Source organism: Streptomyces sp. NPDC059866 (assembly GCF_042731325.1).
In the GTDB taxonomy this organism is placed as follows: domain Bacteria; phylum Actinomycetota; class Actinomycetes; order Streptomycetales; family Streptomycetaceae; genus Streptomyces; species Streptomyces flavusporus.
In genome coordinates this window covers 1-25,084 of record NZ_JBHWJT010000060.1, presented here as the reverse complement: position 1 = coordinate 25,084, position 25,084 = coordinate 1, and the positions used below count along the sequence as shown (strand labels likewise).

The window sequence follows — 25,084 nt, the reverse complement described above, 5'->3', positions numbered from 1 at the left end:
AGGAGCGGCCTTCGAAGTGGTCCAGGCCCAGGCCGTGCTTGAGTTCCCGGTAGTCGTGCTCGATCCGCCAGCGGATCTTTGCCAGGCGGACCAGGCCGGCGATCGGAGTGTCGTCGGGCAGGCCGGACAGTCAGAAACGGGTCGGTTCGTCCTCGCCGTCGGGCCATTGGGCCAGCAGTCGCACCTGGGGCAGGACGCCGTCCCACCGGCCGTGCTCGGCCACCGCGGCTGCCTGGGCCGGCTGGCGCGAGCGCACCCCACTTGATCCGGGCGTCGTTCCGCTATGCGGCCCGCCAGGACTGGGACAAGATCGCGAAGATACTCAAGCCGGTCTACACCGCGCCGACCGAGGAGGCCGCCACGGAGCGGTTCCTCGAGTTCGTCGAAGCATGGGGCACGAAGTACCCGGCGATCGTGAAGCTGTGGGAGAACGCCTGGGCCGAGTTCGTTCCCTTCCTTCAATTCGACACCGAAATAAGGCGAGTTGTCTGCACGACGAACGCCATCGAGTCCGTCAACGCACGCATCCGCAAGGCCGTGAGGGCTCGTGACCATTTCCCCAACGAGCAGGCGGCGTTGAAGTGCGTCTACATGGCCATCATGAGCCTGGACCCCACCGGGCAGGGCCGCAAACGCTGGTCACAACGCTGGAAAGCCGCCCTCAACGCTTTCGAGATCGCCTTCGACGGCCGACTCTCCGCCGCCCGACGCTGAACCCCAACAACCCCAGAAACACCGTTTGCTGGACAGACCCGGCAATGCAGATGACACGACCTGATCACCCGACCTGCTACCTGATAAAACAGCAGATCAGAACCCCGCCGCAGGCCCGGCACTCACACCGCTGCCCGCCGCTGAGGCGGCTGGTCCGCGGGACGACACCGTGCTCCAAACTGATCAGCCCAGGCCAGCCCACCACCCACTGATCAGAAACATCGCTCCTGGACAGCAGCTGTCCGCGATCGGGATGCGCTGGTGGTAGCGCGCAGCAGCAGTGGGCCGGGCAGGACTTCTGCCCGGCCCACGCTGTTTGGTCTCAGCGGCGGGTGGTCCAGAGATGCAGGATGTCGCCCATGGGCCCTTCCGTGCCGTCCGGGTTCTTCCGGATGGCGGGGCCGTGTTGAAGCGCAGCGTGGGCCCGCGCTTGCTCAGCTGGACCCATGGCTCCCGCCCATCACGCGGTACATGCCGATCGAGTCGTGCGTGGCGGTTTCGGCGAAGCCGAACTTTTCGTAGAGGACGCGCGCGGGGCCGTCCGCGATCAGCGAGACGTAGGCGGTGGCGGGCGCCCGGCGCTCCAGTTCCTCGGTGAGCGCGGCCATGATGCGCTTGCCCAGGCCGCGCCCCTGGTGCGTGGGGTGTACGCAGATGTCGACGATCTGGAACGCGGTACCGCCGTCACCGATGACGCGCCCCATGCCGATGGGTTCCCCCTCGTGGTGGAGGACCACGCCGTGCCAGGTGTTGGGTAGGGCGAGCGCCACCGCTTCGGGATCCTTGTCCGAGAGGCCGGCATCGGTGCGCAGGCGGCGGAAGACCTCGACGGAGGGCACACCCACGCTCAACTCGTACGGGTCGTTCAAGCTGTCCACTTCCGATCGTGCGATGTGCGCGGTGACGGCCTGCACCGGTGATCGGCTCGCTGATCAGTGGCCGGCTTCGGCGTGGTCGCCGTGGTCGCTGAGCTGCGCTTCGAACCAGTCATGCAGAGCGTCGACCAGCGCGTGCTCTTCGGTGGTGTAGGTGAGGGTGGCCCCGTCGGGACGTTCCCGGTAGCGCACCTCGATGCGTTCGTAGCCGCCTTCCAGTTCCGCCAGGCCCGGCATGCTGTCGCCGTGGATCTGGACGGGGTCGCCGAAGTCTCCCCGGCCGAACGCTTTGGCCTCCTTCTGGAGATGGGTGCGTATGAGGTCGACCTGCTTGGCGTCGTCGGCCTGATCGGCGACGACATCCTGAACCCCGCCCGTCTCGCTGGGGGTGAAGTGGTGGGTGGTCTCTTCGAGGTCGAAGGGCATCACGGTCCGGCCGCGTTCGGCGACCGCTTCCTGCCGGCCGGTTCGCCCGTCGTCGCCCTCCTGCTGGGGGCCGCCGATCAGGAGGGCTGCACCCAGTACCGCGCCGACACTTGCTGCGGTGATGCCGGCCGTCAGCAACCGGCGCTTGCCGAAATTCATCCAGTGCCTCCGTGAGCACTTCGAGGGCGTGCGGTACGCCCGTTCCGTTGTGGGTGGGATCGCTGCGATGCGGCGGCCGGCAGGATGCAGGAGGCGGGTCTTCGGCTTCGGCTGCGCCGCAGCTGTGGAGGTGCTGGGCGCGGCGCCCCTACCGGCCTTTTGGTTCTGTCGGCTTGGGCTTACTGCTGCTTGGCGGGGATCAGCCACAGGACGATGACGGCGGAGACCGCGGCCATGCCCGTGGCGACGAGGAACGCGTCGTCGAAGCCGGAGGCGGTCTGAGCCCCGGTGTGGGCGGCAATGCTCGTGGCGGCGGCGCTGGAGACGACCGCGGCACCGGCCGAGGCGCCGAACTCGTGGAAGGTGCTGACGATGCCCGACGTCACACCGGCCTCGTGGGGAGCGACGCTGGCGAGTGCGGTGGCGGAGGCGACGACGAACAGGGCGCCCAGTCCCGCCGCGGCGACGCTCACGCCGGTGACCATCGCGGTGGTTCCGGACCAGAGCACCGGTACGAGGAACCCGGCGGCTGCGACAGCCAAGGCGACCACAGCCAGCAGCCGTGCTCCCAGACGGCCGATCACGCGGCCGGCGGTTGCGGCGGCGGCCATGGTCAGCAGCGCCACCGGCAGGAACAGCACGCCGGTCATCAGAGCACCGTGGCCCTGACGGTTTTGGAGGTAGAAGGAGCCGAGGAAGAAGGCCCCCACCATCAGCGCCGTGGTGATGGCGATCACGAAGGTGCCCGCCACCACCGGGCGCCGGCCCAGCAGCCGCAGATCCATCAGCGGTGCCGCCGCCCGGCGCTGCCAGATGGCAAAAGCCGCGTAGGCGGCTGCTGACGCGGCGACCAGAGCAACGGTGACGATGTTCAGCCAGCCGCGGTCGCCGGCACGGATCAGGGCGTAGATCAGGGCACCGGTCGCGGCGGCGACCAGGAGGGCGCCGGGTATGTCGAGCGAGCCGGTGGCCGCGCGGGGCAGGCGGGGCAAGATCCGGGCGAGCGAGACGAGGACGATCAGGCCGACGGGGACGTTGACGAAGAAGACCCAGGCCCAGCCCGGACCTGCCGTGATCAGCCCGCCCAGCAGCACGCCGAGCGCGGCACCCCCGCCGCCCAGCGCCGACCAGACGCCCAGCGCGCGGTTGCGCTCGTCGCCCTCGAACAGCCGCACCACCACGGACAGAGCAGCGGGCGAGAGCAGCGCGGCGCCCACCCCTTGGGCGATTCGTGCGGCGAGCAGCAGCGAGGCGCCGGTGGCGAGTCCGGCGGCCAGCGACGCGGCGGTGAACACAGCGAGCCCGACCAGGACGACCCGCTTCGGGCCGAACAGGTCCGCGGCCCGGCCGCCGAGCAGCATCAGACTCCCGAACGTGAGGGCATATCCGCTGACCACCCAGGTCAATGCCGCGCGGCTCAGGTCCAGTTCGGCACCCATGTCAGGCAGAGCGAGCGCGACGACGGTGATGTCGAGGATCAGCATCAGCTGGGCCAGCCCCAGCAGCCCCAGGGCTGTCCAGCGCAGCGGATGCGGTGCGTCCGATGCGCGTGTGGTGGTCGTTTCCGTGTCGCTCATGACGCTCACCTCTCGCTCGCTAAGTCGTACAAGGATGTTCACTTTATACGCCCGAGGGGTATAACCCAAACAGGGTTGTACGGGGTACTGTGGGCGCATGGGCAGCAAGAACTCCACGGCCACCAAGCGCGCCGATGCTCTGCGCAGCATTGAGGCGATCGTGCAGGCCGCCGCCGAATGCCTCGGACAAAACCCGGAGGCGAGCCTGAGCGAGATCGCCCGGGCCGCGGGCGTGGGCCGGGTGACGCTGTATGCGCACTTCACCTCCCGCGCGGAGGTCGTCGACGCGGCGATGAGCCGCGCCATCGACCGGGGCAACGAAGTACTGGACACGGTCGACCTGACCGGTGACCCGCGGCTCGCCCTGGCCCGGTACATCGAGGCCGGCTGGCACCTGGTGGACCAAGCACGGGCGCTGCTCGCCGCCGCGCAACGGGAACTCCCCGCAGGGCGCATCCGCGAACTGCATGCCGGGCCCGCCGCCCGGGTCGAGGCGCTGGTCGCCCGTGGCCGCGCTGAGGGAGCCTTCCGTACGGACCTGCCGATCGCCTGGATGGTCAATGTCCTGCACGCAGTCATGCACAGCGCGGCGGAGGAGATCCGCGCCGGCCGCCTCACCTCCGACCGCGCCGCCGACCACATCACCGCCACGGTGCTCGCCGCCTTCACACCCCCGGGCACACCGGTACCCGAGACCGGCGGCGGGACGTAACGCCGACGGCATTCGCGAAGAGCTCGGCACGGGAGGGGTCGTCAGCCGCCGGAGGCTGACGGACGCTGGCGTACTGGCGGTGGCCGAGGCATGACGGCACGGGCAAGTGGGCCTGCTCAGCATGAGGTGCCTCGCGCGATGAATCCGTGCCCGCCAGGGCGTGTGCGCGGGCCCCTCAACGTCACTGGTACGGCACGCGGAGGAAGTCAGCAGGCGAGGACCACTGTTCGGCTGTTGCGTGTGCATGCGTACGATGGCGAGCATGACCAGCAGCACCCGATCGAGCCGCCCCGCTGGGCCGCTGTTCGCGCTGCTGGTGCTGACGGTGCTGGCCGGGATCCTGGGGATGCACGCACTGGCTCCCAACGGAGCGCCGGCACCCGAGCACGCCATGACCATGGCCCACAGCCATGCCACGGAGCAGGCGAGCGGGGTGTGTTCGCACACCGACGGCGGCTCCGGGCACCTCGCACACGCGGACGGTACGTGCGCGGCGGCCGGCCTCGGCTCCGCATACGCGCCGCCCGCACTGGCCAGCGCCCTGCCCGACACCCCGGCCGCTGCCGCTGTTCCAATCGCCGCGCCGTCCTCGGTCGTGCACGGCAGGGCGCCGCCTGACCTTTCCGAACTGCAACTCCTGCGGATATAGAGCGGCCCGCACGGCACCCCCGCATGCCCTGACCAAGGCGGGTGCCGCGCTGCCGTCTGCTCTCACATTCCTCTGATCCCGCGCGCCGAGACGGGCGCGCGTCAAGGAGTTGCATCACCATGATCAGCAAGCGATCCCTGATCCGCCGCGGCACCGCCGTGGCCGCCGCCGGCACAGCCGCTCTCGTCCTGGCCGCATGCGGCGGAGGCGGCGCGGCCGGGCACAACAGCCACACCGGCGCCTCCCCGTCCGCTGCCGCCTCAGCGCCCGCCTCGCAGGAGCAGCACCATGCCGCCGACATCGCCTTCGCGCAGGGGATGATCCCCCACCACCGCCAGGCCGTGGAAATGGCCGACCTGGCGCCCAGCCGGGCCCAGTCGGCTGAGGTGCAGAAGCTCGCCGCGGACATCAAGAAGGCCCAGGACCCGGAGATCAAGACGCTGTCCGGCTGGCTGACCGCCTGGGGTGAAGAGGTTCCCGCGGAAGGGGCCGACCACTCCATGCACAGCGGCAGCGGGATGATGACCGCCGAGGACATGGAGAAGCTGAAGAACGCGTCGGGCACCGTGTTCGACACCGCCTTCATGGAAATGATGATCGAGCACCATGAGGGTGCCGTCGCCATGGCCAAGACCGAGCAGGCCGACGGCTCCTACACGCCCGCCAAGAAAATGGCCGGACAGATCATCAGCTCCCAGACGGCCGAAATCCAGAAGATGAACGAGCTGCTCGGCAAGAGCTGACCCACTCCGTCAGCAGGGGTGTGGAGGGCTGACGCGGCCCGCCACACCCCTTCTTGCACCCTTCCCCGGAATACCCCTGGGGGTATATTGTTGTGGTGTGGCAACGGGAACGGGCCGACACTGGACGGGAATGGGGATGACGGTCATGGACCACACCGCACACCACACCAGCACCGCTCACGACCGCACCGCACACCAGGCGGCCACTGGTCCCGGTGGGCATGGCGGCGCGTCCTGGGGAACGGCGGCGAAGGCAACGCTGCACTGCCTGACCGGATGCGCGATCGGCGAGATCCTCGGCATGGTCATCGGCACCGCCCTGCTGTGGGGCAACGTGCCCACCATGGTCCTGGCGATCGCCCTGGCGTTCGTCTTCGGCTACTCCTTCACCCTGTTCGCCCTCCGCAGGACGGGCCTGGACTTCAAGAGCGCCGTCAAGGTGGCATTGGCGGCGGACACCGCCTCCATCGCGATCATGGAGCTCGTCGACAACGGCGTCATCGCCCTCAGCGGCGCGATGGACGCCCACCTGTCCGACGCCCTGTTCTGGACCGCGCTGCTCGGCGGCTTCGCCGTCGCCTTCGTGATCACGACCCCGGTCAACAAGTGGATGATCGGCCGGGGCAAGGGCCACGCTGTCGTCCACGCCTACCACTGACCTCTCACAGCGCAAATGCGCCGGGGCGCATCCTTTGATGGTGTGCCCCGGCGCGTTTGCGGTGGCGGGCGTCAGCTGGCGATTTCCAGCGACCTACCGGCCTCGGGGCCAGGTTCAGTGCGGCAGGAGGTTCTGCTCGCGCTGGCGGCGGCGCCCGTAGCGGGTCACACCGCGCGGCTTGAACACCGACAGGGCGGCCGCAGTGAGCAGGACCAGCAGGGCAGCGGCCGCGTCGGCGATCAGCTGGATGCGCATCCCTTCCAGCTCGCCGCCCGCCAGCGCGGCCCGGGCCGCCGCGTCGGCAAGGTGTCCGACCGGCTGCATGTGCACCAGCAGAAGCAGCGTGGCCAGCACCGTGATCAGCAGTTTCGCGATGACCCAGTAATGGCGCAGCAACCCCCAGACGGTGCCCAGCGACTGGAGAACGCCGGTCAGCAGCGAGGCGATACTGAGGGGAACGATCACGAACCACCCCACCAATTCCATCGCCTGTGCCGCTCGAGAATACGATTCGACGCTGTGCGCTGCGGCAATGCCATTCGGTCAGGCAGCGTGGCGGTACTCATTGATCAGACCGCCCAGGACGGGCCGTCGTCGGATCCGGTGGGCCCGGAGGTCGATGACGGTGGCCGGGGCGCGAGGTGTTCCTGTCAGCCTCAGTGAACTGGACGTAGGCCGCGGAGGGTTACGTCTACGAGGCGGTTCACGGCGGCTTTGGAGGCCGGGCCGGCGGCGGTCAGGGCGTGAAGGCAGTACTGCGCGAGTTCGGCGGGCGGGACATCACCCCGCAGGTCGCCCGCCGCGGCGCCTTCGGCCACGAGGGTCTCCACCATGTGGGCCAGGTGTCGCTCGGCGTGGGTGATGTGCTCGCCCTGGTGCAGGAGGGTGGCGAGCTCGCCTACGTGGCATTGCTGGGCGATGGCCGCGTATGCCTTCAGGACCGCCTCGAGCCGCTCTTGGGCTGTTCCCGCATGGTCGCGGACTTCCGCCAGATGGTGGAGGTGCTCGGCGACCTGGCGTTCGTGCCAGGCCAGGAGGACGGCCTCGACGTCGGAGAAGTACTTGTAGAGCGTGGCGCGTTCGATGCCGGTCTGCTCGGCGATCTGGGACATGGTCACCGACCGTAGGCCGCCGTCGTGAACCAGCCGGGCGGTGGTGTCCAGGATGGCCTCGCGCACGGCGTGGCGGTGCCCAGCGACTGGACCACACCGGTCACCAGCGAGGCGACACTGAGCGGCACGATCACGCACCACCCCACCAGCTCCATCGACACATAAGCACCCCGCACCGTCTGCGGCGAGCCGCTGGCCAGCCCGGCGACCGCGAGGGCCAGGAACGCGGCGACCGCGCCGAGCCAGCCGAGCGAAGCCGTGATGTGCGCGGTCAGCGTCAGCTTGCGCAGCCGCGCGCCGAACGGCTTCACGGCGTGTGCCCGACCATGCCACCGCCGGCCAGGTGCACGATCACGAACACCGCCACCAGGACCACCGCGACAACTACAGACACCTTCACCCAGCGCGGCGCACCGCCCTCGTCAGGAGCGCTCGAAGGGGTTGGTGAGCCGGTCATGGCGTTCTCCACATGTTTTTCCGTGCGGCCTCGCACCAGGCCGGACGCGGTCGCCGGGGGCGTACTCGTCCCGCGGCAACCGCGTCCACCTGCGCAGGCGCGGCATCAAGGCCGTCATCCCGGAGAAACGGGACCAGGCCGCCAACCGGAAGACGAAGGGCCGCAAAGGGGGACGCCCCGTCGACCACGACGCCGAGCTCTGCAAGGAGAGGAACACCGTCGAGCGCCTGATCAACAAGCTCAAGGCGTGGCGGGGCATCGCGACCGCTACGACAAGACCCCGGAAAGCTACCTCGCCGGGCTTCGGCTGCGCGCCTCGGTGATCTGGATCAAAGACCTCACCCGGACCAGAGCCGAAAGCCGCGCAGGTCATCGAGGGGCGTAGCTTGCCGGGATCGCAGTTGTGGGCTCTCAGCGGCAGCTGCATTCCCGGATGTCGGGATTTCGGTGGCCCGCTGCCGCCCGGGGAGTGGGGATTGTGCGCCACCGGCGCGGTGTCGGCCCGCGGGCTCAGGTGAGGGCGGCGACCAGCAGGGCGAAGGCGGCGATGATGACGGCGACGCGGACGTAGTGGTAGCGGTCCCAGCGGTTCATCTGCTGCTTCCAGTCGGCGGGCCGGTTGTCGGGGGTCCACGTCTTGCCCCGGTTGTTGATCGGGACGAGCAGCAGGATCGACATGATCACGCTGAGGATCAGCAACGCGCCGGCGGTGACGACGAGGCCGGTGCCGTGGTGGTGCCATCCGGCGATGGCCCAGACCGCGACGAGGACGAGCGAGGTGATGTACCAGACCGGCATCACGGCGCCGAGCATCCGGCCCCCGTGGGCGCGGCCGAGTTGGCCACTGTCCTCCGGGAGGGCGTTGAGGATCGGGTTGATGACGAAGGCGACGGAGAACTCCACCCCCACCATCACACCGACGACCACCGTGGTGACGACCTCGAGTGCGTTGAGCATGATGACCCTCCCGGCATCTAGCGTTGCTAGGTAATGAGGCAACGCTAGTACTACTGCCGCTCGATTGTCTAGCGATGCTAGGATCGAATCATGTCGGTACAGGAACGCAAGGAGCGCGAACGGGCGGAGCGCGAGCGCCTCATCGTGGCGACGGCCCGCGAACTCGCCGAGCAACAGGGCTGGGACGCGGTCACCACCCGCCGGCTCGCCGAGCGCATCGAATACAGCCAGCCCGTCCTCTACAGCCACTTCCGCGGCAAGCGCGAGATCATCGGCGCCGTCGCCCTCGAAGGCGCCGCCGAGATGGCCGCGGCGGTGCGCGCCGCAGCCTCCGCCGCGGACGGCCCCCGCACCCGGGTCGCCGCCCTCGCCCGCGCCTACCTCGACTTCGCCGAACGTAACCCGGCGGTCTACGACGCCATGTTCCAGCTCGACGGCGGCCTGGCGTTCGCGAACGAGGACACCCCCGAGCCTCTGAAGGACGCCTTCGTCGCGCTGCTGGAGAGCCTGGGCGAGGTCGCCGGGGACGGCGTCCATCCAGGCCTGTTCACCGAGGTGTTCTGGGCGTCCCTGCACGGGCTGGCGACCCTGACCCGGGCGGGACGGCTGCCGCCGCAGGACACCGAGCGCAGGGTGGAGCTGCTGGTGGACCGGCTCGCCATCGTCTGACGCACCGTCGCAGCGGGCAGGCAGCCGGGGTCCCCGGACCCCGACTGCCTGCCTGCGGCATCGCTTCCGGTCACTCGCGCACACGGCGCAGCCGCAGATCGCCGGGCCCCGTACCCCAGACGGGCACCCGCCCCGGAAGCTGCGAGGCTCATTGATCACGACCCCATACGCGCCCTAGCTTGATCTTTAACCTCGGGCCTCGAACAGCTCGTCGTACTTGATCACTCGCGTCGGTAACTGCCCTATGCGCAGGCGGCCTTCGGCTGACCATGTGCTCCGACCAAGGAATACACGTGATCAGCGCGAAGGCCGTGGGGATGAGTCTGTTGCACCATGCTGTCCGGCAGGAACCGTTCGCGGAACTGTCATGCTTCCGGGGCGAGTTCTACTCCTGTCTGACCAAGCGTTCGGATGCTCTGTTCGAGCTGGCCGACGCCGTGCTGTGTGCGGACGGCCCAGTCCGCTCGCTGGTGGAACTCTCACTGGTCGGCGAGCATCGCCGCGGACACGGCGGACTGTATGACGCCCTGGCCGCAGGCCGGGTGGACATCGCCCGGCTCCGGCGGGCCCTGGCTGCGGTGCCGCTGCCGAGGGCGGCGGACGGCCGGCTGGTGCTGGCCGCCGACATCACCTGCTGGCTGCGCCCCGACGCGCACACCTCACCGCAGCGGATCCTGTGTCACACCTACGGCCGCGGCAAGGACCAGCACATCCCCATCCCCGGCTGGCCCTACTCGGTGATCTGCGCGCTGGAAGCAGGCCGCAGCTCCTGGACCGCGCCGCTGGATGCCCTGCGTCTGGCGCCAGGGGACGACGCCGCCACCGTCACCGCCCGGCAGATGCGCGAGCTCATCGAGCGGCTGATGGACGCCGGGCAGTGGAAGGACGACGACCCCGACATCCTCATCGTGGTGGACGCCGGATACGACGTGCCCCGCCTGGCCCACTTGCTCAACGACTTGCCGGTGCAGGTGCTGGGCCGGATGCGCTCGGACCGAGTCCTGCGCCGGGCGGCCCCGCCCCGCGAGCCGGGCACGCGCGGCCGTCCGCCCCGCCACGGCGGCGAGTTCGTCTTCGGCGATCCGGCCACCTGGAACACTCCCGATGCGGCGACCGTGACCGAGACCCGTCTGTATGGCACGGCCACCGCCAGGGCCTGGGACCGGCTCCACCCCAGGCTGACTCACCGCTCTGCGTGGGTCTCCCAGCTGGGCGCTTTGCCGGTCATCGAGGGCACTGTGATCCGTCTGCAGGTCGAGTACCTGCCCAGCGGTGCGACCCCGAAGCCGGTGTGGCTGTGGTGGTCGGGCACCGGTGCCACCGACACCCAGGTCGACCTGCTCTGGCAGGTCTTCCTGCGACGCTTCGACATCGAGCACACGTTCCGGCTGTTCAAGCAGACGCTGGGCTGGACCTGCCCGAAGATCCGCACCCCTGAGGCGGCTGACCGGTGGACCTGGCTGATCCTCGCCGTCTACACACAGCTGCGGCTGGCCCGCCCGCTGGCGGCCGACCTGCGCCGGCCGTGGGAGAAGCCGAACCCCCCAAACAGGCTCACCCCGGCCCGCGTCCGCCGCGACTTTCGGCACCTCCGCCCGCAGGCCGCCTGCCCCGCCCAGGCACCGAAATCCTCCCGCCCCGGCCCGGGACGACCACCCGGCCGCAAGAACACCCGGCCCGCCCCGCGCCACGACGTGCACACCGTCCGCAAACCAGACACCGGGAAACAGCGAACGAAGAAGTCAACAACCCCACGACCCCGCCGTACAGGTTAAAGATCAAGCTAGTACTGGCCCGTTGGACCGGTCAGCCGTCTACCGACGACCCGGCTGTCGACGAGACATATGAGGGGCTTGTGGCCGTCACCACCTTCGGCCGTGAGGTGCTAGGGCGCGACCCACTCGCCGAACGGCCACTGATCGCCTTCGTTCACTACGGCGCCCACTACAACAACGCCTTCTGGAACGGCGAGGAACTGATACTCGGGGATGGGGACGGGGAAATCTTCGGCCGGTTCAGCCAGTGCCTCGACGTAATAGCCGGCGAGGTGTGGCACGGAGTCGAGGAGATGCTGCACTACTTCGACTGGTCAGGCGAGCATGGCGCACTGCACACCTCACTCGCTGACGTCTTCGGTCAACTGGCGAAGCAATACACCTTGAACCAGACAGTTGAGGAGGCCGACTGGATCTGTGGTGCAGGACTCCTCGCGCCCGGGATCAACGGCGTTGGCCTGCGCTCGCTGAAGGCTCCTGGCACGGCGTATGACGACCGCATCCTCGGACAAGATCCGCAGCCCACCCATATGGACGCCTACGTCCGTACCCATAAGGATCAGGGCGGCATCCACATCAACAGTGGTATCCCCAATCATGCCTTCTACTTGGTCGCTCAGAGGCTGGGCGGCAAGGCGTGGGAGGGCGCCGGGCGTATCTGGTGGGATGCGCTTACCGGGGACGGTCTGCGCGAGGGACTGCTCTTCGCCGACTGGGCACGGCTGACCGCTACAGCGGCTCGCACACGCCATGGCACGGACAGCGTCGAGTACCGCGCCGTGCTCGACGCTTGGAATCGGGTTGGAGTGCCTGTCGTCGAGTGAGCCAAGCAATTTGACCAACGGAAGGGTTGCGGCCGTGCTTCCGGACCACTACGGCGGATGTGTCGTCGGGTCGTACCTCATCGAGTCGACCCTTCACGGAAGCGTGGCCGCAACCAAGTAGCGCGCTCAGTCACAGGACCTGCGACTGAGCGCGCCAGTTGCCAGTGAGCGCTTCAGTTGGCCGCTTCGTGCTCAGCGGCCTCGATGGCAGGGAAGTGCGGAACGCGAGTACGGCGTCCAGTTTTCTGAACGTTACGCGGTGGCCGGGTCTGCGGTGGCAGGGTGCTGCTGATCACCTGACATAAGCCGAAAGCCCCCCGGAGGAGCCATGCTCAAGACCTGTGGATCGAGCTCGGGGAGCACGCGAAGGGCGTACCTTCCCGAGTGATCGACTGATGGTCATCGAGTAGGCCGGTGTTCGCAGCACCGGTCGGGAAGGCATGTCCGTGCTCAGCGTAGTCAACGACGACGGCACCACGCCGAACGGCTCCTTGATCGACGAGATCGTCCGGGAGGGCGCCCGGCGGATGCTCGCGGCGGCCCTGGATGCCGAAGTCAACGCGTATATAGCCGAGTTGGCCGACCAGCGGGACGAGACAGGCCGACGGCTCGTGGTCCGCAACGGCTACCACCAGCCCAGGAAGGTGACCACCGCGACTGGGGTGGTCGAGGTCAAGGCGCCGCGGGTGAACGACAAGCGCGTCGATGCCGAAACCGGTGAGCGCAAGCGGTTCTCCTCGGCGATCCTGCCGCCGTGGTGCCGCAAGTTCCCGAAGATCAGCGAGATGCTTCCGCTGCTCTACCTGCACGGACTGTCCTCCGGGGACTTCGTGCCCGCGCTGGAGCAGTTCCTGGGCAGCTCGGCCGGGCTCTCCCCGGCGACGGTCACCCGGCTCACGCAGCAGTGGCAGGCCGACCACGCCGCGTTCATGGACCGCGACCTCGCGGAGGTCGACTACGTCTACGTGTGGGCCGACGGTATCCATCTCAACGTCCGCCTGGAGGAGGCCAAAGCCTGCGTGCTCGTCCTGGTCGGCGTGCGCGCCGACGGCTCCAAGGAGCTGGTCGCGCTCAAGGACGGCTACCGCGAATCGGGGAGTCCTGGGCCGACCTGCTGCGCGACTGCGCCCGCCGGGGCATGCGCGCTCCCGTGCTGGCGGTCGGCGATGGGGCCCTGGGCTTCTGGAAAGCCCTGGCCGAGGTGTTCCCCGCCACCCGCGAGCAGCGGTGCTGGGTTCACAAAACCGCAAATGTGCTTGACACCATGCCCAAGTCCGCGCAACCGGGCGCGAAGAAGGCCGTCCAGGACATCTACAACGCCGAGGACAAGCAGCACGCCCAAGCGGCGATCAAGACGTTCGCCCAGCTCTACGGCGCGAAGTTCCCCAAGGCCGTCAAGAAGATCACCGACGATGAGGCCGAGCTGCTGGCGTTCTTCGACTTCCCCGCCGAGCACTGGATCCACCTGCGGACCACCAACCCGATCGAGTCCACCTTCTCCACCGTCCGCCTGCGGACCAAGGTCACCCGCGGGGCCGGCTCGCGCACCGCCGCCCTGGCCATGGTCTTCACCGCCCAGCAGCGGTGGCGGGCCGTGAACGCGCCCCACCTCGTCGCCCTCGTCCGGGCCGGTGCCCGCTTCGAACGCGGCCAGCTCGTCGAACGCTCCGAGGCGGTCGCGGCGTGAGTACCCTCGCGGCCCAGGCCATCAGCACCAGGCGGCTGGATCTGCTGCCGCTGCACGTTGCGCATGCCGAGGAGATGGCCGCGGTGCTGTCCGATCCGGCCCTGCACACCTTCATCGGCGGCACTCCGGACACCCCGCAAGCCCTGCGCTCGCGCTACCAGCGCATGACCGCAGGCTCTCCCGATCCGGCCGTGTCCTGGCTGAACTGGGTGATCCGGCTCCGTGACGAGTCCTGCCTGACGGGCACCGTCCAGGCGACGGTCAGTCCTTCTGGACACGCCCCATCGCCGAGATCGCCTGGGTGGTGGGGACCCCGTGGCAGGGTAGAGGCATCGCCACCGAAGCAGCCCGGGGACTCGTCGACTGGCTCAGCCGGCAGCCGGTGCATACCGTCATCGCCCACATCCACCCCGAACATTGGGGATCCGCTGCCGTCGCCACTGCCGCCGGGCTCACACCCACCGACGAATGGCACGAAGGCGAGATCCGATGGCACCGGAGCATCAGCCGATAACTTCAACGATCCACAGATCTTGACTGTTATTCGCCGCCGCGCCCCCCGGACCCTGAGGCGACCCTGACGCGTCCCGGAACTAACCCTGCAAGCCGTGGCGATTGCTCTGCAGCAGAGAAAGGATGCGGTCATGATCTACACGGCACAACCCACCCGGCCTGATAGTGCGCGTCGTGCGCTGGAGCTAAAGAACGTCAGCCGTTACCGCCATCCCCTCGCCTTCTACGTCCTTGCCACCGCCATCCCGTGGGCGCTGTGGTTCACCGCCGCCTGGCTGTCGCACCAGCCCGATCCCAGCCAGGGCACTATCGCCGTCATGACCGGCCTCGGCCTGGCCGGTCTCGCCGCCCCGGTCGTCGTGGCGATCTGGTTCATCCGCAGGGACGGGCTCACCAGCGACGTCCTCGCTCGCCTGGTCGCGCCGCGCGGCACTCGCGCCTGGGTCTGGCTGGCGGCCGTCGCCCTGCTCCCCGGCGCCCTGCTCGTCGCTACCGCGATCACCATCCCGTTCGGCTACGACGTCTCGCAGTTCGAGCTTCGCAACGGCTTCACGTTCGCGACGGGCCTGCTGCCGGCGTGGATCACGCTCGTCCTGGCCCCCGTCCTGGAGGAGGTCGCCTGGAAAACCTACGGCACGGATGCGCTCGCGTCCCGGATGAACGTCCTGTGGACGTCGTTGCTGTTCGGTGTCGTCTGGGTGCTGTGGCACGTGCCGCTCGGCTTCATCAAGGGCTACTACCAGGCGGAGGTCGTCGAGGAGGGCCTGATCCACAGCCTCAACTACGCAGTCTCGCTGATACCGTTCGTCATCCTGATGAACTGGCTCTACTACCGCGCCGGCCGCAGCGTCCTCGTCGCGATCGTCTTCCACCTCGCCGCCAACTTCGGCAACGAGATGTTCCTCACGCACCCGGACACCAAGGTGATCCAGACCGTCCTGCTTCTGGTGCTGTCCGTCATCGTGGTTTGGCGCGATCGGGAGTTGTTCCTGACGCCTCCCGGACACCGCGCGTGACCCTGCCTGATGCGAGACATCCCGGCGGTGGGCTTGGAAACCGGCAGGGCAGCAACGTCCTCGCGCGTTCGAACCCCACACCCCCGCCCTCGAACAAAATTCTCATCCACAGGTCTTGACTATTGCTCGCCCCGGAGTCACCAGGACATGAGCACTTCACCGGCCACACCGCATGCCTGGCCCACCTGGACGACACCGACCGCGACGCCTACCTGACCAGCCTGACTCCTGGCGCGGAGATCGACCACCGCGGCACTCCCTTCACCAGCCCCTCCTCCAAGCCCTGCTCCAAGCGCTCCAAGACGCCGTCACTGGAAAACCCCGCCTCGGCGACGCCCGGTTCGACGGGGCGCGGTTTGCGGTGATGCCGGGGTTCGGGCCGGTGGTGTGTGCAGGAGCGATGGATCTGTCCGGTGCGGTGTTCGAGGCGCCGGTGACGCTGGAGATTGCGGCGCGTGAGGTGCGCTGCAAGCGGACGCGGTGGGAGGTGACGGCAACGCTACGGCTGCGCTACGCAACCGTGGACCTCAGCCTGGCGGTGCTGTTGTTCCCCGTGGCGGTCACCGCCCACCCCACCCCTTCACCGACCCCACCGGTAGGGCGGTGGGCGAGGGCCGGCTGCGCGGCTCCGAGGACGGGGTGCGGGTGGTCTCGGTGCGGGGGGTGGACACTGTGCACCTGATGTTCACCGACATCGACCTGAGCGACTGTCTGTTCGCCGGCGCCTTCCACCTGGACCAGCTCCGACTGGAAGGCCGCTGCACCTTCGCCCCCACCCCCACCGGCCCTCGCCATCGCCACCACATATGGCCTTGCCGGTGGAGCCGCCGGCGCACCCTGGCTGAGGAACACCACTGGCGCGCCCAAGGTTCTGGCCAGCCCGCCGCGCCACCCGGCCAGCACCCATTCCCCCGACACTGGCGAACCGGGCCGCACCACCCCGACCCCGACCAGACCCCTGACCCGGAAGATGTGGCTGCCATCTACCGGCAGCTGCGCAAGGCGTTCGAGGACGGCAAGAACGAGCCCGGCGCTGCAGACTTCTACTACGGCGAGATGGAGATGCGCCGCCATGACTACACCGGCACCTCGCCCGGCGAACGGGGCCTGCTGTGGGCGTACTGGCTGCTGTCCGGCTACGGCCTGCGTGCCTCACGCGCCCTGGGGTGGCTGGTGGCGGCCATGGCAGTCACCATCGTGCTCATGATGGGGTTCGGCCTTCCCGACTCATTCCCGAAACAAGTGGCCACCGGCACCATTCCGGCTGGTGGCGGGTCGGTGACGCTGATCGTGGACAAGCAGGACCCGCAGCTGACGCTACCGCTCGATGACCGATTCACTGGGGAGCGCCTCGACCAGGCTATCCAGGTGGTGCTGAACTCTGTCGTGTTCCGCTCCAGCGGCCAGGACCTCACGGCTTGGGGCACCTACACCGAAATGGTCAGCCGCTTCACCGAGCCCGTACTGCTGGCGCTGGCCGTCCTCGCCATGCGCAGCCGCATCAAGCGCTGACACTCACATCCCTTCCAGACCAGGGAGCGGGCCTCCTGGTCAACTAGGGCCTCAGAGTGGCCAACTGGCGGGTTCTGGCCGCGCTTCCGTGACGGCTACGCCAACGTGTGGATTTACGTAAGGCCATGATGCCGGTGGTGGACGAAACCCGGGCCTGCCCCCGATCGCCGGAAGCAGGAACAGGTCTCAAGGGTTCGCCGGCGTTCATCTCAGGTCGCTCGACGACTGCGCGAGATTCACCCACCCTCGTCCGCGGCCAACTGCTGGCCGAGATGGGTGCCGACGACGACTGCCCGGCCATGACCGGACCGGCCGGCGCAGAGGCTGAAGCCCGGCTCGCCGAGTTCGCCCGCCACGCCGTCTTCGACGGCCAAGTCGTCACCGACCGAGCCCTGTGCCGGAGTACGGCCAACATCGCCGAACAGCCATTCATGGTCAACTGCCAGCCCCTGGCGTGCCGCAACACCGCCCTTAGGCCGGCCAGCCTGCAGGCACTCACCGCACATCTCACCCAGAAGGAGGAGGCCCTGGCCGACGGCGAGCGTCTCGCCCCCTACGTCTGCCACCGTCTTGGGGGACAGCACCGTGAGACGGCCGCGTTCCTCGCCCGCCACACCCCGGAGCCCGCCCCGTGAAACGTGCCCTGCCCGAGGCCGACACCGTCAAGGCCGCCATCGACACCGTCCTGAACGACGCCCTGCGCCAGGGCGCCACCGTCGTTCCTCTGCCCTCACGCAGCCGGACCTGTCCGCCATCACAGCCCTGACCTGGCCCATCCGGTTCCGCTCAGCGCGCGCCGGGACAGTAGGGGCGACTGACAGGTCCGACCTGTCCGGGGGACCGCGACCCGTACGAACTCGCCTCGGCGCCGCCCGCCGCGGCCAAGGCGGTGACGTCCTCGGCGAGCGCGGTGAGGATCCATTCACCGCTCGCGTCACAGTCGCCGACAACGCCGCGGCGTCTTGCGCGCCGCGAGCGGAACCTCTCCAGCGGCATCCGCGGTCCGGGGTGCGACGTAGCCCACTCTCTGCCTCGCTTGCCAGGTCGACGATCCCGACCTACCGTGAAGTGAACAGAACGTTCTATTCAGTTTCGGGAGTTCTCGTGACTTACGCCTCCGCCCGCACCGTCGTGCTGATCCACGGGCTCTGGATGACCCCACGCAGCTGGGAGAAATGGATCGAGCGCTACCAGGCGCAGGGCTACCGGGTCGTCGCACCCGCCTGGCCGGGTCTCGACGCCGAGGTCGAAGAGATTCGGCGCGACTCCTCCCGCGTCGCGGGGGTGGGCCTGCGCGAGGTGATCGCCCACTACGAGGGGGTCATCCGCGGACTGGATGAGCAGCCCGTCATCATCGGGCACTCCTTCGGCGGGGCCATTACGCAGGTGCTGCTGGACCGGGGTCTGGGCCGTGCCGGCGTCGCCATCGACTCGGCTCCCGTCAAGGGCGTGCTCCCGCAGCCGTACTCCACGGTGAAGTCGGTCTGGCCGGTGCTTCGCAATCCCGCCAACAAGAACAAGGCCATCGGCTTGACGCCGCGGCAGTTCCACTACAGCTTCACCAACACGCTCAGCGCGGAGGAGTCCGCCGCGGTCTACGAGCGCTACCAGGTGCCCGGATCGGCTCGCGTGCTCTTCCAGGGCGCATTCGCCAACTTCAACCCCCGCGCCGCGACGAAGGTCGACTTCCGCAACCGGCGGCGCGCTCCCCTGCTGTTCATCGCGGGCGGGGCCGACCACATCGTGCCGGCGAAGGTGAACAAGGCCAACTGGCGCCTGTACCGCAAGTCCCCGGCCATCACCGATTACCAGGAGTTCCCCGGCCGCTCCCACTTCACTCTCGGCCAGGACGGATGGGAAGAAGTCGCCGACTACGCGCTCAGCTGGGCAGATCGCCACGAGCTCAGCCGCATCTGACAGCACCATCCGCCAGCGCCGTTCCCCACCGGCTGCGCGGGGCGGTCCACCTCCACCCGACCAGTGTCGCCCCGCGCCCCCACGGACAGCTGATCTGCCTGTCCGTCACCTCACAGCACAAGGAAATGCACGATGCTCAATCACCGCCCGGTCCGTCTTGCCGCCCTCGGCGCAGTCGGCCTCGCCCTCGCCGCAGGTCTCGCTACGACCGCCTCGGCCGACCCCGCTCACCACGCCAGATCCCGCTCCGCCGCCAAGCCGACTGTCGTCCTCGTGCATGGCGCCTGGTCCGACTCGGCCGGCTGGGGCGGCGTTGTCAAGCGGCTGCAGGCCGACGGCTATCCGGTCACCGCCCATGCCAATCCGCTGCGCGGCCTCAGCGGCGACGCCACCTATCTGGCCGACTACCTCAAGACGATCCACGGCCCGATCATTCTGGTCGGCCACTCCTACGGTGGCGCCGTCATCACCAACGCCGCCACCAGCAACCCGAACGTCAAGGCGCTCGTGTACGTCGCCGCTTTCGCCCCGGACAAGGGTGAGAGCGCTTTGGCCCTCAACGCCAAGTTCCCTGGCAGCCATCTCAGCGACGACCCCAACGCACCCGTCCCCACCGCCCTGAACGCCGTCCCCTTCACCCAGCCGGACGGCAGCACAGGCATCGACCTGTACTTGAAGGCCGACAAGTTCCGCGACGTGTTCGTCAGCAACAAGATCAGCAACGCTGCAGCCGCCCAGCTGGCCGCCACCCAGAGACCCGCCACCGCGCAGGCTTTCGGGGAGCCCTCCGGCGCTCCGGCCTGGAAGACGATCCCCTCCTGGTATCTCGTCGCCCACGACGACCACGCCATCCCGGCCGCCGCCCAGCAGTTCATGGCGTCACGGGCCCACGCGCACACCACCGAGATCAACGCCCCGCACGCCGTCCAGCTGACCAACCCGGACGCCGTGACGAAGATCGTGGAGCAAGCCGCCACCACCGAGTGAAGCCGCCTCCCGCGCCACCGCCTCCGCCCCCTTGCTGAAGGGGCGGAGGCGCAGGCATGCGTGCACTCCAAGGTGCGCTCAGGAGAAGGAGGGCAAGCAGTCAGCCTGCTGCCAGGAGAGCGGCGACGCTGTGCACGAGAGTGTCGTTCGCCTTCTGCGGATCGCCCAGATAGCCGGCGACCATCGCTCCGTCACGCATGGCCACCATGGCATCGGCCGAGCGTGCGGGGTCAGCCGCACCCGCCTGCTCGAACGCGTCCTGGAGCACCTGACGGAACCAGGCCCGGTGCGTCAGCACCGCCTGGTGGATGGCGCTGTCCCGCTCCGGGTACTCGGCGGCCGCGTTGATGAACGGGCAGCCGCGGAAGCCCACGCCGCACAAGTCTTCCCCGATCCCGGCTGCCACGGCCCGGAGGAAAGCAGTGGGGTCGGCGATCTCCTCCCTGGCCGCGCCGATGCGGTCGCGGATGTCCTGGTCCGTTGTTTCGAGGTAGGCCCGCACGAGGTCGTCCTTGCCCTCGAAATGCCGGTAGAAGGTGCCGCGGGCGATCTCCGCCTCCGCCATGACGCGGTCAACGCCGACCGCCCGGATGCCTTCGGCGTAGAAGAGCCGGCTCGCCGTGCTCAGCAGCCGCTCACGCGCCTTTGACCGGCGCCCTGGTGCAGTCTCAAGCTTCGACATGCACCTATTGTATAGAACGTTCTTTCCATATGGGTGGTGGCGGTTCATTCGGTCGCATGGTCCCCGGCCGCGGGGAACAGTAGCTGGACAACTGCGACGCTGGCCGCCTGACCAACAAGGACTGCGTCGCGCCCCTCTGCCAAGTCGGGTCCATTCCTCCCTGCAGGCCGACTCCCGCGCTTCCCGACTCAGAAGAGCAGAACGGGGCGCCCACGGACGCCGCCGGCTTCGATGAGCTGGTGTGCCCGGCCTGCCTCTTCGAAGGGGAAGGTTGCCGCGACGCGGAGCGTGAGGACGCCTGACTCGGCCTGGTCACGCAGCTCCGCCAGAGTCGCCGTGTCCCGGATCCGGTCGCGGACGAACAGGGGATGCCAGTGGACTCCACGGTCGGTGGCCCCGGTGAATCCCACGTACGACACGATGCCCCCGCCGTCGCGAACAGCCGCGGTCACCGCGTCATTCAGCCCTGCGCCGTCGATGATGCCGGGCCGCAGTTCGCGAACCCGCTCGGCCAGTCCGTCCCCGCGCGGGAGTACATGGTCGGCTCCGAATCCGGCGACGAGGTCTCGGTCCTTTTCGGCTGCGTCAGCGATCACGGTCAGCCCGCCGGCCTTGGCCAGCTCCACCGCGTAGCCGCCGACGGTGCCGGCGGCGCCCGTCACCAGGACCGTCGCCCCGGGCGGCAGTTCCAGGGCGTCCAGGGCCCATCCGCGCGCTCAGCGCGTTCATCAGCAGCGTCGACGCTGCCACCTCGTAGACACCGTGCCTTCGGCGGTTTCGTTCCCCCACGGCACCGGAGGCACGGACCGAACGCCCCCTGCTGCCGGTGCCTCCCCCTATGGGCCCGGCAGCGGGGAGCGCACACCTCAGCTCCACCAATCCGCCATCACCCGGGGAAAGACGTGACCGTACCCAGCCCCATAGCCCCGTACGTGATCCCGTGGACTGGCGAGTTCACGCCGCTCACGCGCATCACGATCTCACCGGCGGGGGTCTCCTACGCCGACACCGCGCAGGATGCCGCCCACCGAGACCTGGACGGTGTGCTGTGGGAACCGTGCGCCGACACTCGCACCGGGCGGCCTGCGTACGCGGAGGAGCTGCGCCCGCAGCGCCAGCGGGACGCGACGGAGAACTTCCGGTGTGCGGTCTTCCGACAAATCAGCCGACCGCACACCCGAGGGCATGCTGTGGCTGCTGCCCCTTCTGGACGACGAGCTACCAGTTACGGGGGTGGGAGGGCGTGCAGACAGGTGCTCCGCCGGACACACCGGGGACCGCCGCACGCCCGTGTGCACGGTCGACTCCGACCGGGCTCCTCAGCTCTGCCCACGGCTCCGCGATGGTCACGTGATGCTTCAGGTCAAGGAAGCGGAGCAGATCGGCGTCCGCGGCACCCTCTTCCCCCGGCCCCGGGAAACTGGCGCGCCTGTCCATGACGCTCTGGTCCGCTACGACAGTCCTGATCTGCCGTTCATCGTGGCCCGGCAGGTCGTTCGTGAACTGCGCCGTTGCACTGTCGTCCACTTCGCCGCAGCCGCCCCCTGACCATGCAGCACCCGAAACCACGCGTGCACAACCTGCACGCCGCATGTACGGCCTGACAGCCGATCACCGCACCGGCCGGTCCGGTGGTGCGCTCATACGGCGGCCCAGCCCTTCTCAGCGCGACAGGAGTTGGGACCTGGCCACTGAGAACGGTTCGGGCGGACGCCATTCCGTCCCCGGGCCGTGCTCTCTTCGCACCTCGCCCTCACTGTGAAGGAGAGTCCTCCATGTACCTGCCATATCCGGTCATCGAGCAGTTATCCGATCAGCAGGTGAAGACCTGGAATCAGCACTTCGCGGGCGACGGCCACGAGCGGCCCCGCAGTGTTGAGGAAGGCACCTGGCGTCGCACGCAGGAGCCGGCCAACGCCGAGCAGTCCGGATGGCGCGAGGATGGCGCCGGTCGTCGGCGCGTCGTCCACTACCGGTACGACTACGGCCTCGACTACACCTTCCCCGTCCCGCGGCTGGTCCTGTCGGAGCTGTACCTGTATGTGTCGTTCACGGCGCCGGCCGAGGAGATCAGCGCGTACGGCAAGCACCTGCAGGGCTGGCTCGCCGAAGGCCGCTGGAAGGAGAAGGCCAACGGCTGGCACCGCAGCGACCTGGTCGTCACCCTCACCGAGCACGACGTCCACCCCCAGGACGAGCGCGCCGACCGCGAAACCCCGGCGGGTTCCGCTCCCTGGACGTCCTGTTCACCTCGGAGGGCTACAGCAGCCCGCCCCGGACCCTGCGGAACCTCCCGTGGGACGTCCTCTCCGGCGGGATGCGCGTCAAGGACAAGCGCGGAAACCCCACGTACGCCGAAGACCTGTCCGGCCTGATGGACTACCTGCCCTTCCAGGTCGAAGCCGGGTGCGGCACGTCAATCGAGGCGAACATTCCCCCCGCTGCACTACCTCCACGAGGTCTACCGGGTCACTGCGCGATGGGACACCGTTGAGGCGCTGTCGAGCGTCTGCCACAAGGCGGGAAGCCACTTGCCGGAGGAAGAACAACTCAAGGCCCTGCAGGTCGGCAAGGCCGCCGAGGAGGCCGGTGAGGCAATGCACGCCCTGCACGGCCTCAAGGGGCTGACGACCTGCGACGACAACCACAACTGGGACGAGGTCAGCAACGACCTGGTCGGCTGCGTCCTCGCCTCAATGATCGCCCTGCACTACATCAACGCAGACAAGGCCCGCGACGTGTTCGATGAGGTCTTCCGCCGCCGCACCCGCCGCGGTCGCGAATCGATGGCAGCGGCTTCCCAAGCCTGATGCTGCCCTGAACCGACCTCTCCCCAATGCTGTGCCCCCGGATCTGGCGCACCGCCCGGGGGCACAGCCATGTGGGTGTAACAGATCGCGGCCATTGGCGTTCCGGCACCAGGACGCGGCCGCGCTCGGCCTCCCCCAGAGCCTGGTGCCGGCGGCGGACTTGGAGCCGACCCCAACGCGACACTGCCCCCGGCTGTTCGGACGAGTCCGCCGCCTCGGCGACCGCCTCCGACGTGCCGCACTCCCCTACCGCCGCCCGGCACGCCGTCACTCTCGGAAAAACAACGGCTTCTCACGGCCCACTGAACTGAAGTTGCCTGTGCAACCCCGGATGAGCATCTGGTTCTGACGGCTGCGCAGCGGGCAGCCAGCCAGGAAGAAGTTGTTGCGCGGACGTCCCAATCCACGAGGCAGGGGGTGTCTTCAAGGTCCTTGAGTAGTCGGCCACTCATCTCGTCGACCACGCGCTGCTCGTCCTCTCCTGCGTGCTCAGGCGTGGTCGGAGCGCCCACAGCTCGTGCGGATCGCGTCCCGGCCGTTGTTGTCCAGTCCCGCTGTCCAGTATCGGCTCTTGGCGCCGGTCGGGCAGATGGCGTGCTCAGCCTGCCAGTCGATGGTGAAGGCTGTCTTGCCAAAGCCGCCGTCCTGGACCGACTGCCGGGTGTTGTTCGACCGCACCGGGCCGACGACGCTGACGCCGCGGAGAGTTGGGGCCGTCAGCAGTAGCTCGGCGGAGGTGTATCCGGCATCCAGGAGGTGCTCGGACGGCAGCAGGTTCTTGCTGGTGAGGCCGTCGTGGACGTCCTCGACGACCATCGCGTCGTTGACCGTGGCGTCGGTCGTGACGACATGGGTGATCAGGTGCGGGCGCTGTGACCGTTCGGGGTCGTCGCAGCTCTCACTGAGGTGGATCTTGTAGCCGACCCGGGCGGAGCCGCGCTTCTTCGCGTACCGGGCCTGCGCGTCATAGGGCGAGGCGATCAGCACTCTGCTCGGCGGGAGATCGTCCTTCCCTGCCAGGCCACCTCCTGTTCGCCGTCGCCGATGGTGCGCGTGAACTGTTGCACCCACACCGTGCGCAGCACACCGACGGCAGGCACCTCCCGCAGCCATGACGGCGCCGCCGCCTCGAAGACCGCTTCGAGCAGACGGTATCCATCCGTGGCGATCTGCCGCGCCAGATCGCGTCGCTCCTGCTCATCGGACGGCAGCCGGTAGGCGTCGACTCGCGTCCCGTAGCGTTCCCGCCATGCCGGATCCATGGACGCACCATCCACTCCGGCGCGGCCGCGGCGAGCGCCTCCAGTGCCGCGCGCAGCGTCTCGCCGATGAACTCCAGGCGGTTGAGGGTGCGGACCGCGGCCAGGACGTGCGTGGAGTCGGTGCGCTGTCGGCCGCCGGAGGCGACCAGGTCCATCCCGGCCAGCCGCTCCAGGAGCAGATCCAAGATTTTCTCCTCCAGGCCGTGCGTCAGTAGCCGGTCCCGGAACCCGGTCAGCACGGTGTGGTCGAAGCCGGGGTCGGTCAGCTCCAGACCGAGCAGGTACTTCACGTCGATCTAGCTACTTGCCCCTGAAGAAGTCGGGGCTCCTGATGGGGTGACCTGCGCGGAGAGCTGGTGCGCGTTGTCCGTGGCCGCCACAGTGGTGTTGG

General features: G+C 68.7%; 29 protein-coding genes and 6 pseudogenes. 21 read left to right on the top strand and 14 right to left on the bottom strand.

The features are described 5' to 3' along the window. A pseudogene (locus tag ACFV7R_RS43570) lies at positions 1–262 on the bottom strand (IS701 family transposase); the annotation flags it as partial. Between ACFV7R_RS43570 and ACFV7R_RS43565 the strand changes: the two are divergent. Then, positions 259–714, top strand: a pseudogene (locus tag ACFV7R_RS43565) (transposase); the annotation flags it as partial. The pseudogenes ACFV7R_RS43570 and ACFV7R_RS43565 overlap by 4 nt on opposite strands. Positions 715–1,148: 434 nt before the next feature. On the opposite strand, the gene ACFV7R_RS43560 reads toward ACFV7R_RS43565, so the two are convergent. The 3 genes from ACFV7R_RS43560 to ACFV7R_RS43550 form a co-directional block, all read right to left on the bottom strand. After that, positions 1,149–1,592, bottom strand: coding sequence for a GNAT family N-acetyltransferase (locus ACFV7R_RS43560; protein ID WP_385275277.1), 444 nt, complete (start codon positions 1,590–1,592; stop codon positions 1,149–1,151). A 54-nt stretch (positions 1,593–1,646) separates the two neighbouring features. Next, positions 1,647–2,174, bottom strand: a complete 528-nt coding sequence (locus ACFV7R_RS43555) for an aspartate carbamoyltransferase (protein ID WP_385275275.1) — start codon at positions 2,172–2,174, stop codon at positions 1,647–1,649. Between the two features lie 179 nt (positions 2,175–2,353). After that, complete coding sequence (locus ACFV7R_RS43550; protein ID WP_385275273.1) at positions 2,354–3,751, bottom strand: MFS transporter; 1,398 nt, start codon at positions 3,749–3,751, stop codon at positions 2,354–2,356. Between the two features lie 97 nt (positions 3,752–3,848). On the opposite strand from ACFV7R_RS43550, the gene ACFV7R_RS43545 reads away from it, so the two are divergent. The 4 genes from ACFV7R_RS43545 to ACFV7R_RS43530 all read left to right on the top strand — a co-directional run bounded on the left by ACFV7R_RS43545 (position 3,849) and on the right by ACFV7R_RS43530 (position 6,513). Next, positions 3,849–4,463: a TetR/AcrR family transcriptional regulator gene (locus ACFV7R_RS43545; protein ID WP_385275271.1), complete on the top strand. Its 615-nt coding sequence runs from the start codon at positions 3,849–3,851 to the stop codon at positions 4,461–4,463. A 262-nt stretch (positions 4,464–4,725) separates the two neighbouring features. Further along, positions 4,726–5,112 (top strand): DUF6153 family protein, encoded by a 387-nt coding sequence (locus ACFV7R_RS43540; RefSeq protein WP_385275268.1) that lies wholly within the window; start codon positions 4,726–4,728, stop codon positions 5,110–5,112. Between the two features lie 119 nt (positions 5,113–5,231). After that, positions 5,232–5,855: a DUF305 domain-containing protein gene (locus ACFV7R_RS43535; RefSeq protein WP_385275266.1), complete on the top strand. Its 624-nt coding sequence runs from the start codon at positions 5,232–5,234 to the stop codon at positions 5,853–5,855. Between the two features lie 145 nt (positions 5,856–6,000). Beyond that, positions 6,001–6,513, top strand: a complete 513-nt coding sequence (locus tag ACFV7R_RS43530) for a DUF4396 domain-containing protein (RefSeq protein ID WP_385275263.1) — start codon at positions 6,001–6,003, stop codon at positions 6,511–6,513. Between the two features lie 114 nt (positions 6,514–6,627). Here the strand turns inward: ACFV7R_RS43530 and ACFV7R_RS43525 are convergent, their stop codons facing one another. The 4 genes from ACFV7R_RS43525 to ACFV7R_RS43510 all read right to left on the bottom strand — a co-directional run bounded on the left by ACFV7R_RS43525 (position 6,628) and on the right by ACFV7R_RS43510 (position 8,082). Beyond that, positions 6,628–6,978, bottom strand: coding sequence for a hypothetical protein (locus ACFV7R_RS43525; RefSeq protein ID WP_385275261.1), 351 nt, complete (start codon positions 6,976–6,978; stop codon positions 6,628–6,630). 191 nt (positions 6,979–7,169) lie between these two features. Continuing rightward, the gene (locus tag ACFV7R_RS43520) at positions 7,170–7,625 is read right to left on the bottom strand and encodes a TetR/AcrR family transcriptional regulator (RefSeq protein WP_385275260.1); all 456 of its coding nucleotides are present in this window, start codon (positions 7,623–7,625) and stop codon (positions 7,170–7,172) included. A gap of 2 nt (positions 7,626–7,627) precedes the next feature. Then, entirely contained in the window at positions 7,628–7,936 is a 309-nt protein-coding gene (locus ACFV7R_RS43515) for a hypothetical protein (RefSeq protein WP_385275258.1), read from the bottom strand. After that, positions 7,933–8,082 carry a hypothetical protein gene (locus ACFV7R_RS43510; protein ID WP_385275257.1) on the bottom strand — a complete coding sequence of 50 codons (150 nt, stop codon included), beginning with the start codon at positions 8,080–8,082 and terminating at the stop codon, positions 7,933–7,935. Before ACFV7R_RS43510 ends, ACFV7R_RS43515 begins: the two co-directional genes overlap by 4 nt. Before the next feature lie 25 nt (positions 8,083–8,107). On the opposite strand from ACFV7R_RS43510, the pseudogene ACFV7R_RS43505 reads away from it, so the two are divergent. Beyond that, positions 8,108–8,467 (top strand): annotated as a pseudogene (locus ACFV7R_RS43505) (transposase); the annotation flags it as partial. A gap of 125 nt (positions 8,468–8,592) precedes the next feature. Here the strand turns inward: ACFV7R_RS43505 and ACFV7R_RS43500 are convergent. Further along, positions 8,593–9,039 carry an anthrone oxygenase family protein gene (locus ACFV7R_RS43500; RefSeq protein WP_385275254.1) on the bottom strand — a complete coding sequence of 149 codons (447 nt, stop codon included), beginning with the start codon at positions 9,037–9,039 and terminating at the stop codon, positions 8,593–8,595. Positions 9,040–9,129: 90 nt separating this feature from the next. Between ACFV7R_RS43500 and ACFV7R_RS43495 the strand changes: the two genes are divergently transcribed. From ACFV7R_RS43495 to ACFV7R_RS43440, 12 genes and pseudogenes are all read left to right on the top strand, one after another. Next, a complete protein-coding gene (locus tag ACFV7R_RS43495) occupies positions 9,130–9,708 on the top strand; it encodes a TetR/AcrR family transcriptional regulator (protein ID WP_385275251.1) in 579 nt (192 codons plus the stop codon). Positions 9,709–10,025: 317 nt separating this feature from the next. Beyond that, a complete protein-coding gene (locus ACFV7R_RS43490; RefSeq protein ID WP_385275282.1) occupies positions 10,026–11,483 on the top strand; it encodes an NF041680 family putative transposase in 1,458 nt (485 codons plus the stop codon). A gap of 2 nt (positions 11,484–11,485) precedes the next feature. Next, on the top strand, positions 11,486–12,307 hold the full coding sequence (locus ACFV7R_RS43485; RefSeq protein ID WP_385275279.1) for a M4 family metallopeptidase: 822 nt from the start codon (positions 11,486–11,488) through the stop codon (positions 12,305–12,307). 446 nt (positions 12,308–12,753) lie between these two features. Beyond that, positions 12,754–13,994 (top strand): annotated as a pseudogene (locus ACFV7R_RS43480) (IS256 family transposase). Further along, positions 13,991–14,508, top strand: a pseudogene (locus tag ACFV7R_RS43475) (GNAT family N-acetyltransferase). Before ACFV7R_RS43480 ends, ACFV7R_RS43475 begins: the two co-directional pseudogenes overlap by 4 nt. Before the next feature lie 130 nt (positions 14,509–14,638). After that, entirely contained in the window at positions 14,639–15,523 is an 885-nt protein-coding gene (locus ACFV7R_RS43470; RefSeq protein WP_385275248.1) for a CPBP family intramembrane glutamic endopeptidase, read from the top strand. A 122-nt stretch (positions 15,524–15,645) separates the two neighbouring features. Next, positions 15,646–15,888 carry a hypothetical protein gene (locus tag ACFV7R_RS43465; RefSeq protein WP_385275246.1) on the top strand — a complete coding sequence of 81 codons (243 nt, stop codon included), beginning with the start codon at positions 15,646–15,648 and terminating at the stop codon, positions 15,886–15,888. 316 nt (positions 15,889–16,204) lie between these two features. After that, positions 16,205–17,035 carry a hypothetical protein gene (locus ACFV7R_RS43460; protein ID WP_385275243.1) on the top strand — a complete coding sequence of 277 codons (831 nt, stop codon included), beginning with the start codon at positions 16,205–16,207 and terminating at the stop codon, positions 17,033–17,035. A 272-nt stretch (positions 17,036–17,307) separates the two neighbouring features. Further along, entirely contained in the window at positions 17,308–17,670 is a 363-nt protein-coding gene (locus ACFV7R_RS43455) for a hypothetical protein (RefSeq protein WP_385275240.1), read from the top strand. After that, entirely contained in the window at positions 17,667–17,801 is a 135-nt protein-coding gene (locus ACFV7R_RS43450; RefSeq protein ID WP_385275237.1) for a hypothetical protein, read from the top strand. Before ACFV7R_RS43455 ends, ACFV7R_RS43450 begins: the two co-directional genes overlap by 4 nt. Positions 17,802–18,139: 338 nt before the next feature. Next, positions 18,140–18,952, top strand: coding sequence for an alpha/beta hydrolase (locus ACFV7R_RS43445; protein WP_385275234.1), 813 nt, complete (start codon positions 18,140–18,142; stop codon positions 18,950–18,952). A 132-nt stretch (positions 18,953–19,084) separates the two neighbouring features. Further along, the gene (locus tag ACFV7R_RS43440) at positions 19,085–19,939 is read left to right on the top strand and encodes an alpha/beta fold hydrolase (protein ID WP_385275232.1); all 855 of its coding nucleotides are present in this window, start codon (positions 19,085–19,087) and stop codon (positions 19,937–19,939) included. A 100-nt stretch (positions 19,940–20,039) separates the two neighbouring features. Here the strand turns inward: ACFV7R_RS43440 and ACFV7R_RS43435 are convergent, their stop codons facing one another. Then, the gene (locus ACFV7R_RS43435) at positions 20,040–20,621 is read right to left on the bottom strand and encodes a TetR/AcrR family transcriptional regulator (protein WP_385275229.1); all 582 of its coding nucleotides are present in this window, start codon (positions 20,619–20,621) and stop codon (positions 20,040–20,042) included. 188 nt (positions 20,622–20,809) lie between these two features. After that, positions 20,810–21,283 (bottom strand): zinc-binding dehydrogenase, encoded by a 474-nt coding sequence (locus tag ACFV7R_RS43430; RefSeq protein ID WP_385275226.1) that lies wholly within the window; start codon positions 21,281–21,283, stop codon positions 20,810–20,812. 691 nt (positions 21,284–21,974) lie between these two features. Here ACFV7R_RS43430 and ACFV7R_RS43425 point away from each other — a divergent pair. From ACFV7R_RS43425 to ACFV7R_RS43415, 3 genes are all read left to right on the top strand, one after another. Next, complete coding sequence (locus ACFV7R_RS43425) at positions 21,975–22,169, top strand: hypothetical protein (RefSeq protein WP_385275223.1); 195 nt, start codon at positions 21,975–21,977, stop codon at positions 22,167–22,169. A 227-nt stretch (positions 22,170–22,396) separates the two neighbouring features. After that, complete coding sequence (locus ACFV7R_RS43420) at positions 22,397–22,996, top strand: hypothetical protein (RefSeq protein WP_385275220.1); 600 nt, start codon at positions 22,397–22,399, stop codon at positions 22,994–22,996. A gap of 156 nt (positions 22,997–23,152) precedes the next feature. After that, a complete protein-coding gene (locus ACFV7R_RS43415; protein ID WP_385275217.1) occupies positions 23,153–23,431 on the top strand; it encodes a MazG-like family protein in 279 nt (92 codons plus the stop codon). Positions 23,432–23,920: 489 nt separating this feature from the next. Here ACFV7R_RS43415 and ACFV7R_RS43410 read toward each other — a convergent pair whose 3' ends face one another. The 3 genes and pseudogenes from ACFV7R_RS43410 to ACFV7R_RS43400 all read right to left on the bottom strand — a co-directional run. Further along, positions 23,921–24,418 carry a hypothetical protein gene (locus ACFV7R_RS43410; protein WP_385275215.1) on the bottom strand — a complete coding sequence of 166 codons (498 nt, stop codon included), beginning with the start codon at positions 24,416–24,418 and terminating at the stop codon, positions 23,921–23,923. Further along, positions 24,412–24,693 carry a hypothetical protein gene (locus ACFV7R_RS43405; RefSeq protein WP_385275285.1) on the bottom strand — a complete coding sequence of 94 codons (282 nt, stop codon included), beginning with the start codon at positions 24,691–24,693 and terminating at the stop codon, positions 24,412–24,414. The genes ACFV7R_RS43410 and ACFV7R_RS43405 overlap by 7 nt, the downstream gene beginning before the upstream one ends. A gap of 191 nt (positions 24,694–24,884) precedes the next feature. Further along, positions 24,885–24,983, bottom strand: a pseudogene (locus ACFV7R_RS43400) (transposase); the annotation flags it as partial. Positions 24,984–25,084 lie beyond the last annotated feature (101 nt).

Coding starts and splice junctions, on each gene's coding strand:
- ACFV7R_RS43555 (WP_385275275.1), bottom strand. CDS start 2,174: ATGAATTTCGGCAAGCGCCGGTTGCTGACGGCCGGCATCACCGCAGCA.
- ACFV7R_RS43550 (WP_385275273.1), bottom strand. CDS start 3,751: ATGAGCGACACGGAAACGACCACCACACGCGCATCGGACGCACCGCAT.
- ACFV7R_RS43545 (WP_385275271.1), top strand. CDS start 3,849: ATGGGCAGCAAGAACTCCACGGCCACCAAGCGCGCCGATGCTCTGCGC.
- ACFV7R_RS43540 (WP_385275268.1), top strand. CDS start 4,726: ATGACCAGCAGCACCCGATCGAGCCGCCCCGCTGGGCCGCTGTTCGCG.
- ACFV7R_RS43535 (WP_385275266.1), top strand. CDS start 5,232: ATGATCAGCAAGCGATCCCTGATCCGCCGCGGCACCGCCGTGGCCGCC.
- ACFV7R_RS43530 (WP_385275263.1), top strand. CDS start 6,001: ATGGACCACACCGCACACCACACCAGCACCGCTCACGACCGCACCGCA.
- ACFV7R_RS43520 (WP_385275260.1), bottom strand. CDS start 7,625: ATGTCCCAGATCGCCGAGCAGACCGGCATCGAACGCGCCACGCTCTAC.
- ACFV7R_RS43510 (WP_385275257.1), bottom strand. CDS start 8,082: ATGACCGGCTCACCAACCCCTTCGAGCGCTCCTGACGAGGGCGGTGCG.
- ACFV7R_RS43500 (WP_385275254.1), bottom strand. CDS start 9,039: ATGCTCAACGCACTCGAGGTCGTCACCACGGTGGTCGTCGGTGTGATG.
- ACFV7R_RS43495 (WP_385275251.1), top strand. CDS start 9,130: ATGTCGGTACAGGAACGCAAGGAGCGCGAACGGGCGGAGCGCGAGCGC.
- ACFV7R_RS43490 (WP_385275282.1), top strand. CDS start 10,026: ATGAGTCTGTTGCACCATGCTGTCCGGCAGGAACCGTTCGCGGAACTG.
- ACFV7R_RS43470 (WP_385275248.1), top strand. CDS start 14,639: ATGATCTACACGGCACAACCCACCCGGCCTGATAGTGCGCGTCGTGCG.
- ACFV7R_RS43460 (WP_385275243.1), top strand. CDS start 16,205: ATGTTCACCGACATCGACCTGAGCGACTGTCTGTTCGCCGGCGCCTTC.
- ACFV7R_RS43455 (WP_385275240.1), top strand. CDS start 17,308: ATGGGTGCCGACGACGACTGCCCGGCCATGACCGGACCGGCCGGCGCA.
- ACFV7R_RS43440 (WP_385275232.1), top strand. CDS start 19,085: ATGCTCAATCACCGCCCGGTCCGTCTTGCCGCCCTCGGCGCAGTCGGC.
- ACFV7R_RS43435 (WP_385275229.1), bottom strand. CDS start 20,621: ATGTCGAAGCTTGAGACTGCACCAGGGCGCCGGTCAAAGGCGCGTGAG.
- ACFV7R_RS43425 (WP_385275223.1), top strand. CDS start 21,975: ATGCTTCAGGTCAAGGAAGCGGAGCAGATCGGCGTCCGCGGCACCCTC.
- ACFV7R_RS43420 (WP_385275220.1), top strand. CDS start 22,397: ATGTACCTGCCATATCCGGTCATCGAGCAGTTATCCGATCAGCAGGTG.
- ACFV7R_RS43405 (WP_385275285.1), bottom strand. CDS start 24,693: ATGGATCCGGCATGGCGGGAACGCTACGGGACGCGAGTCGACGCCTAC.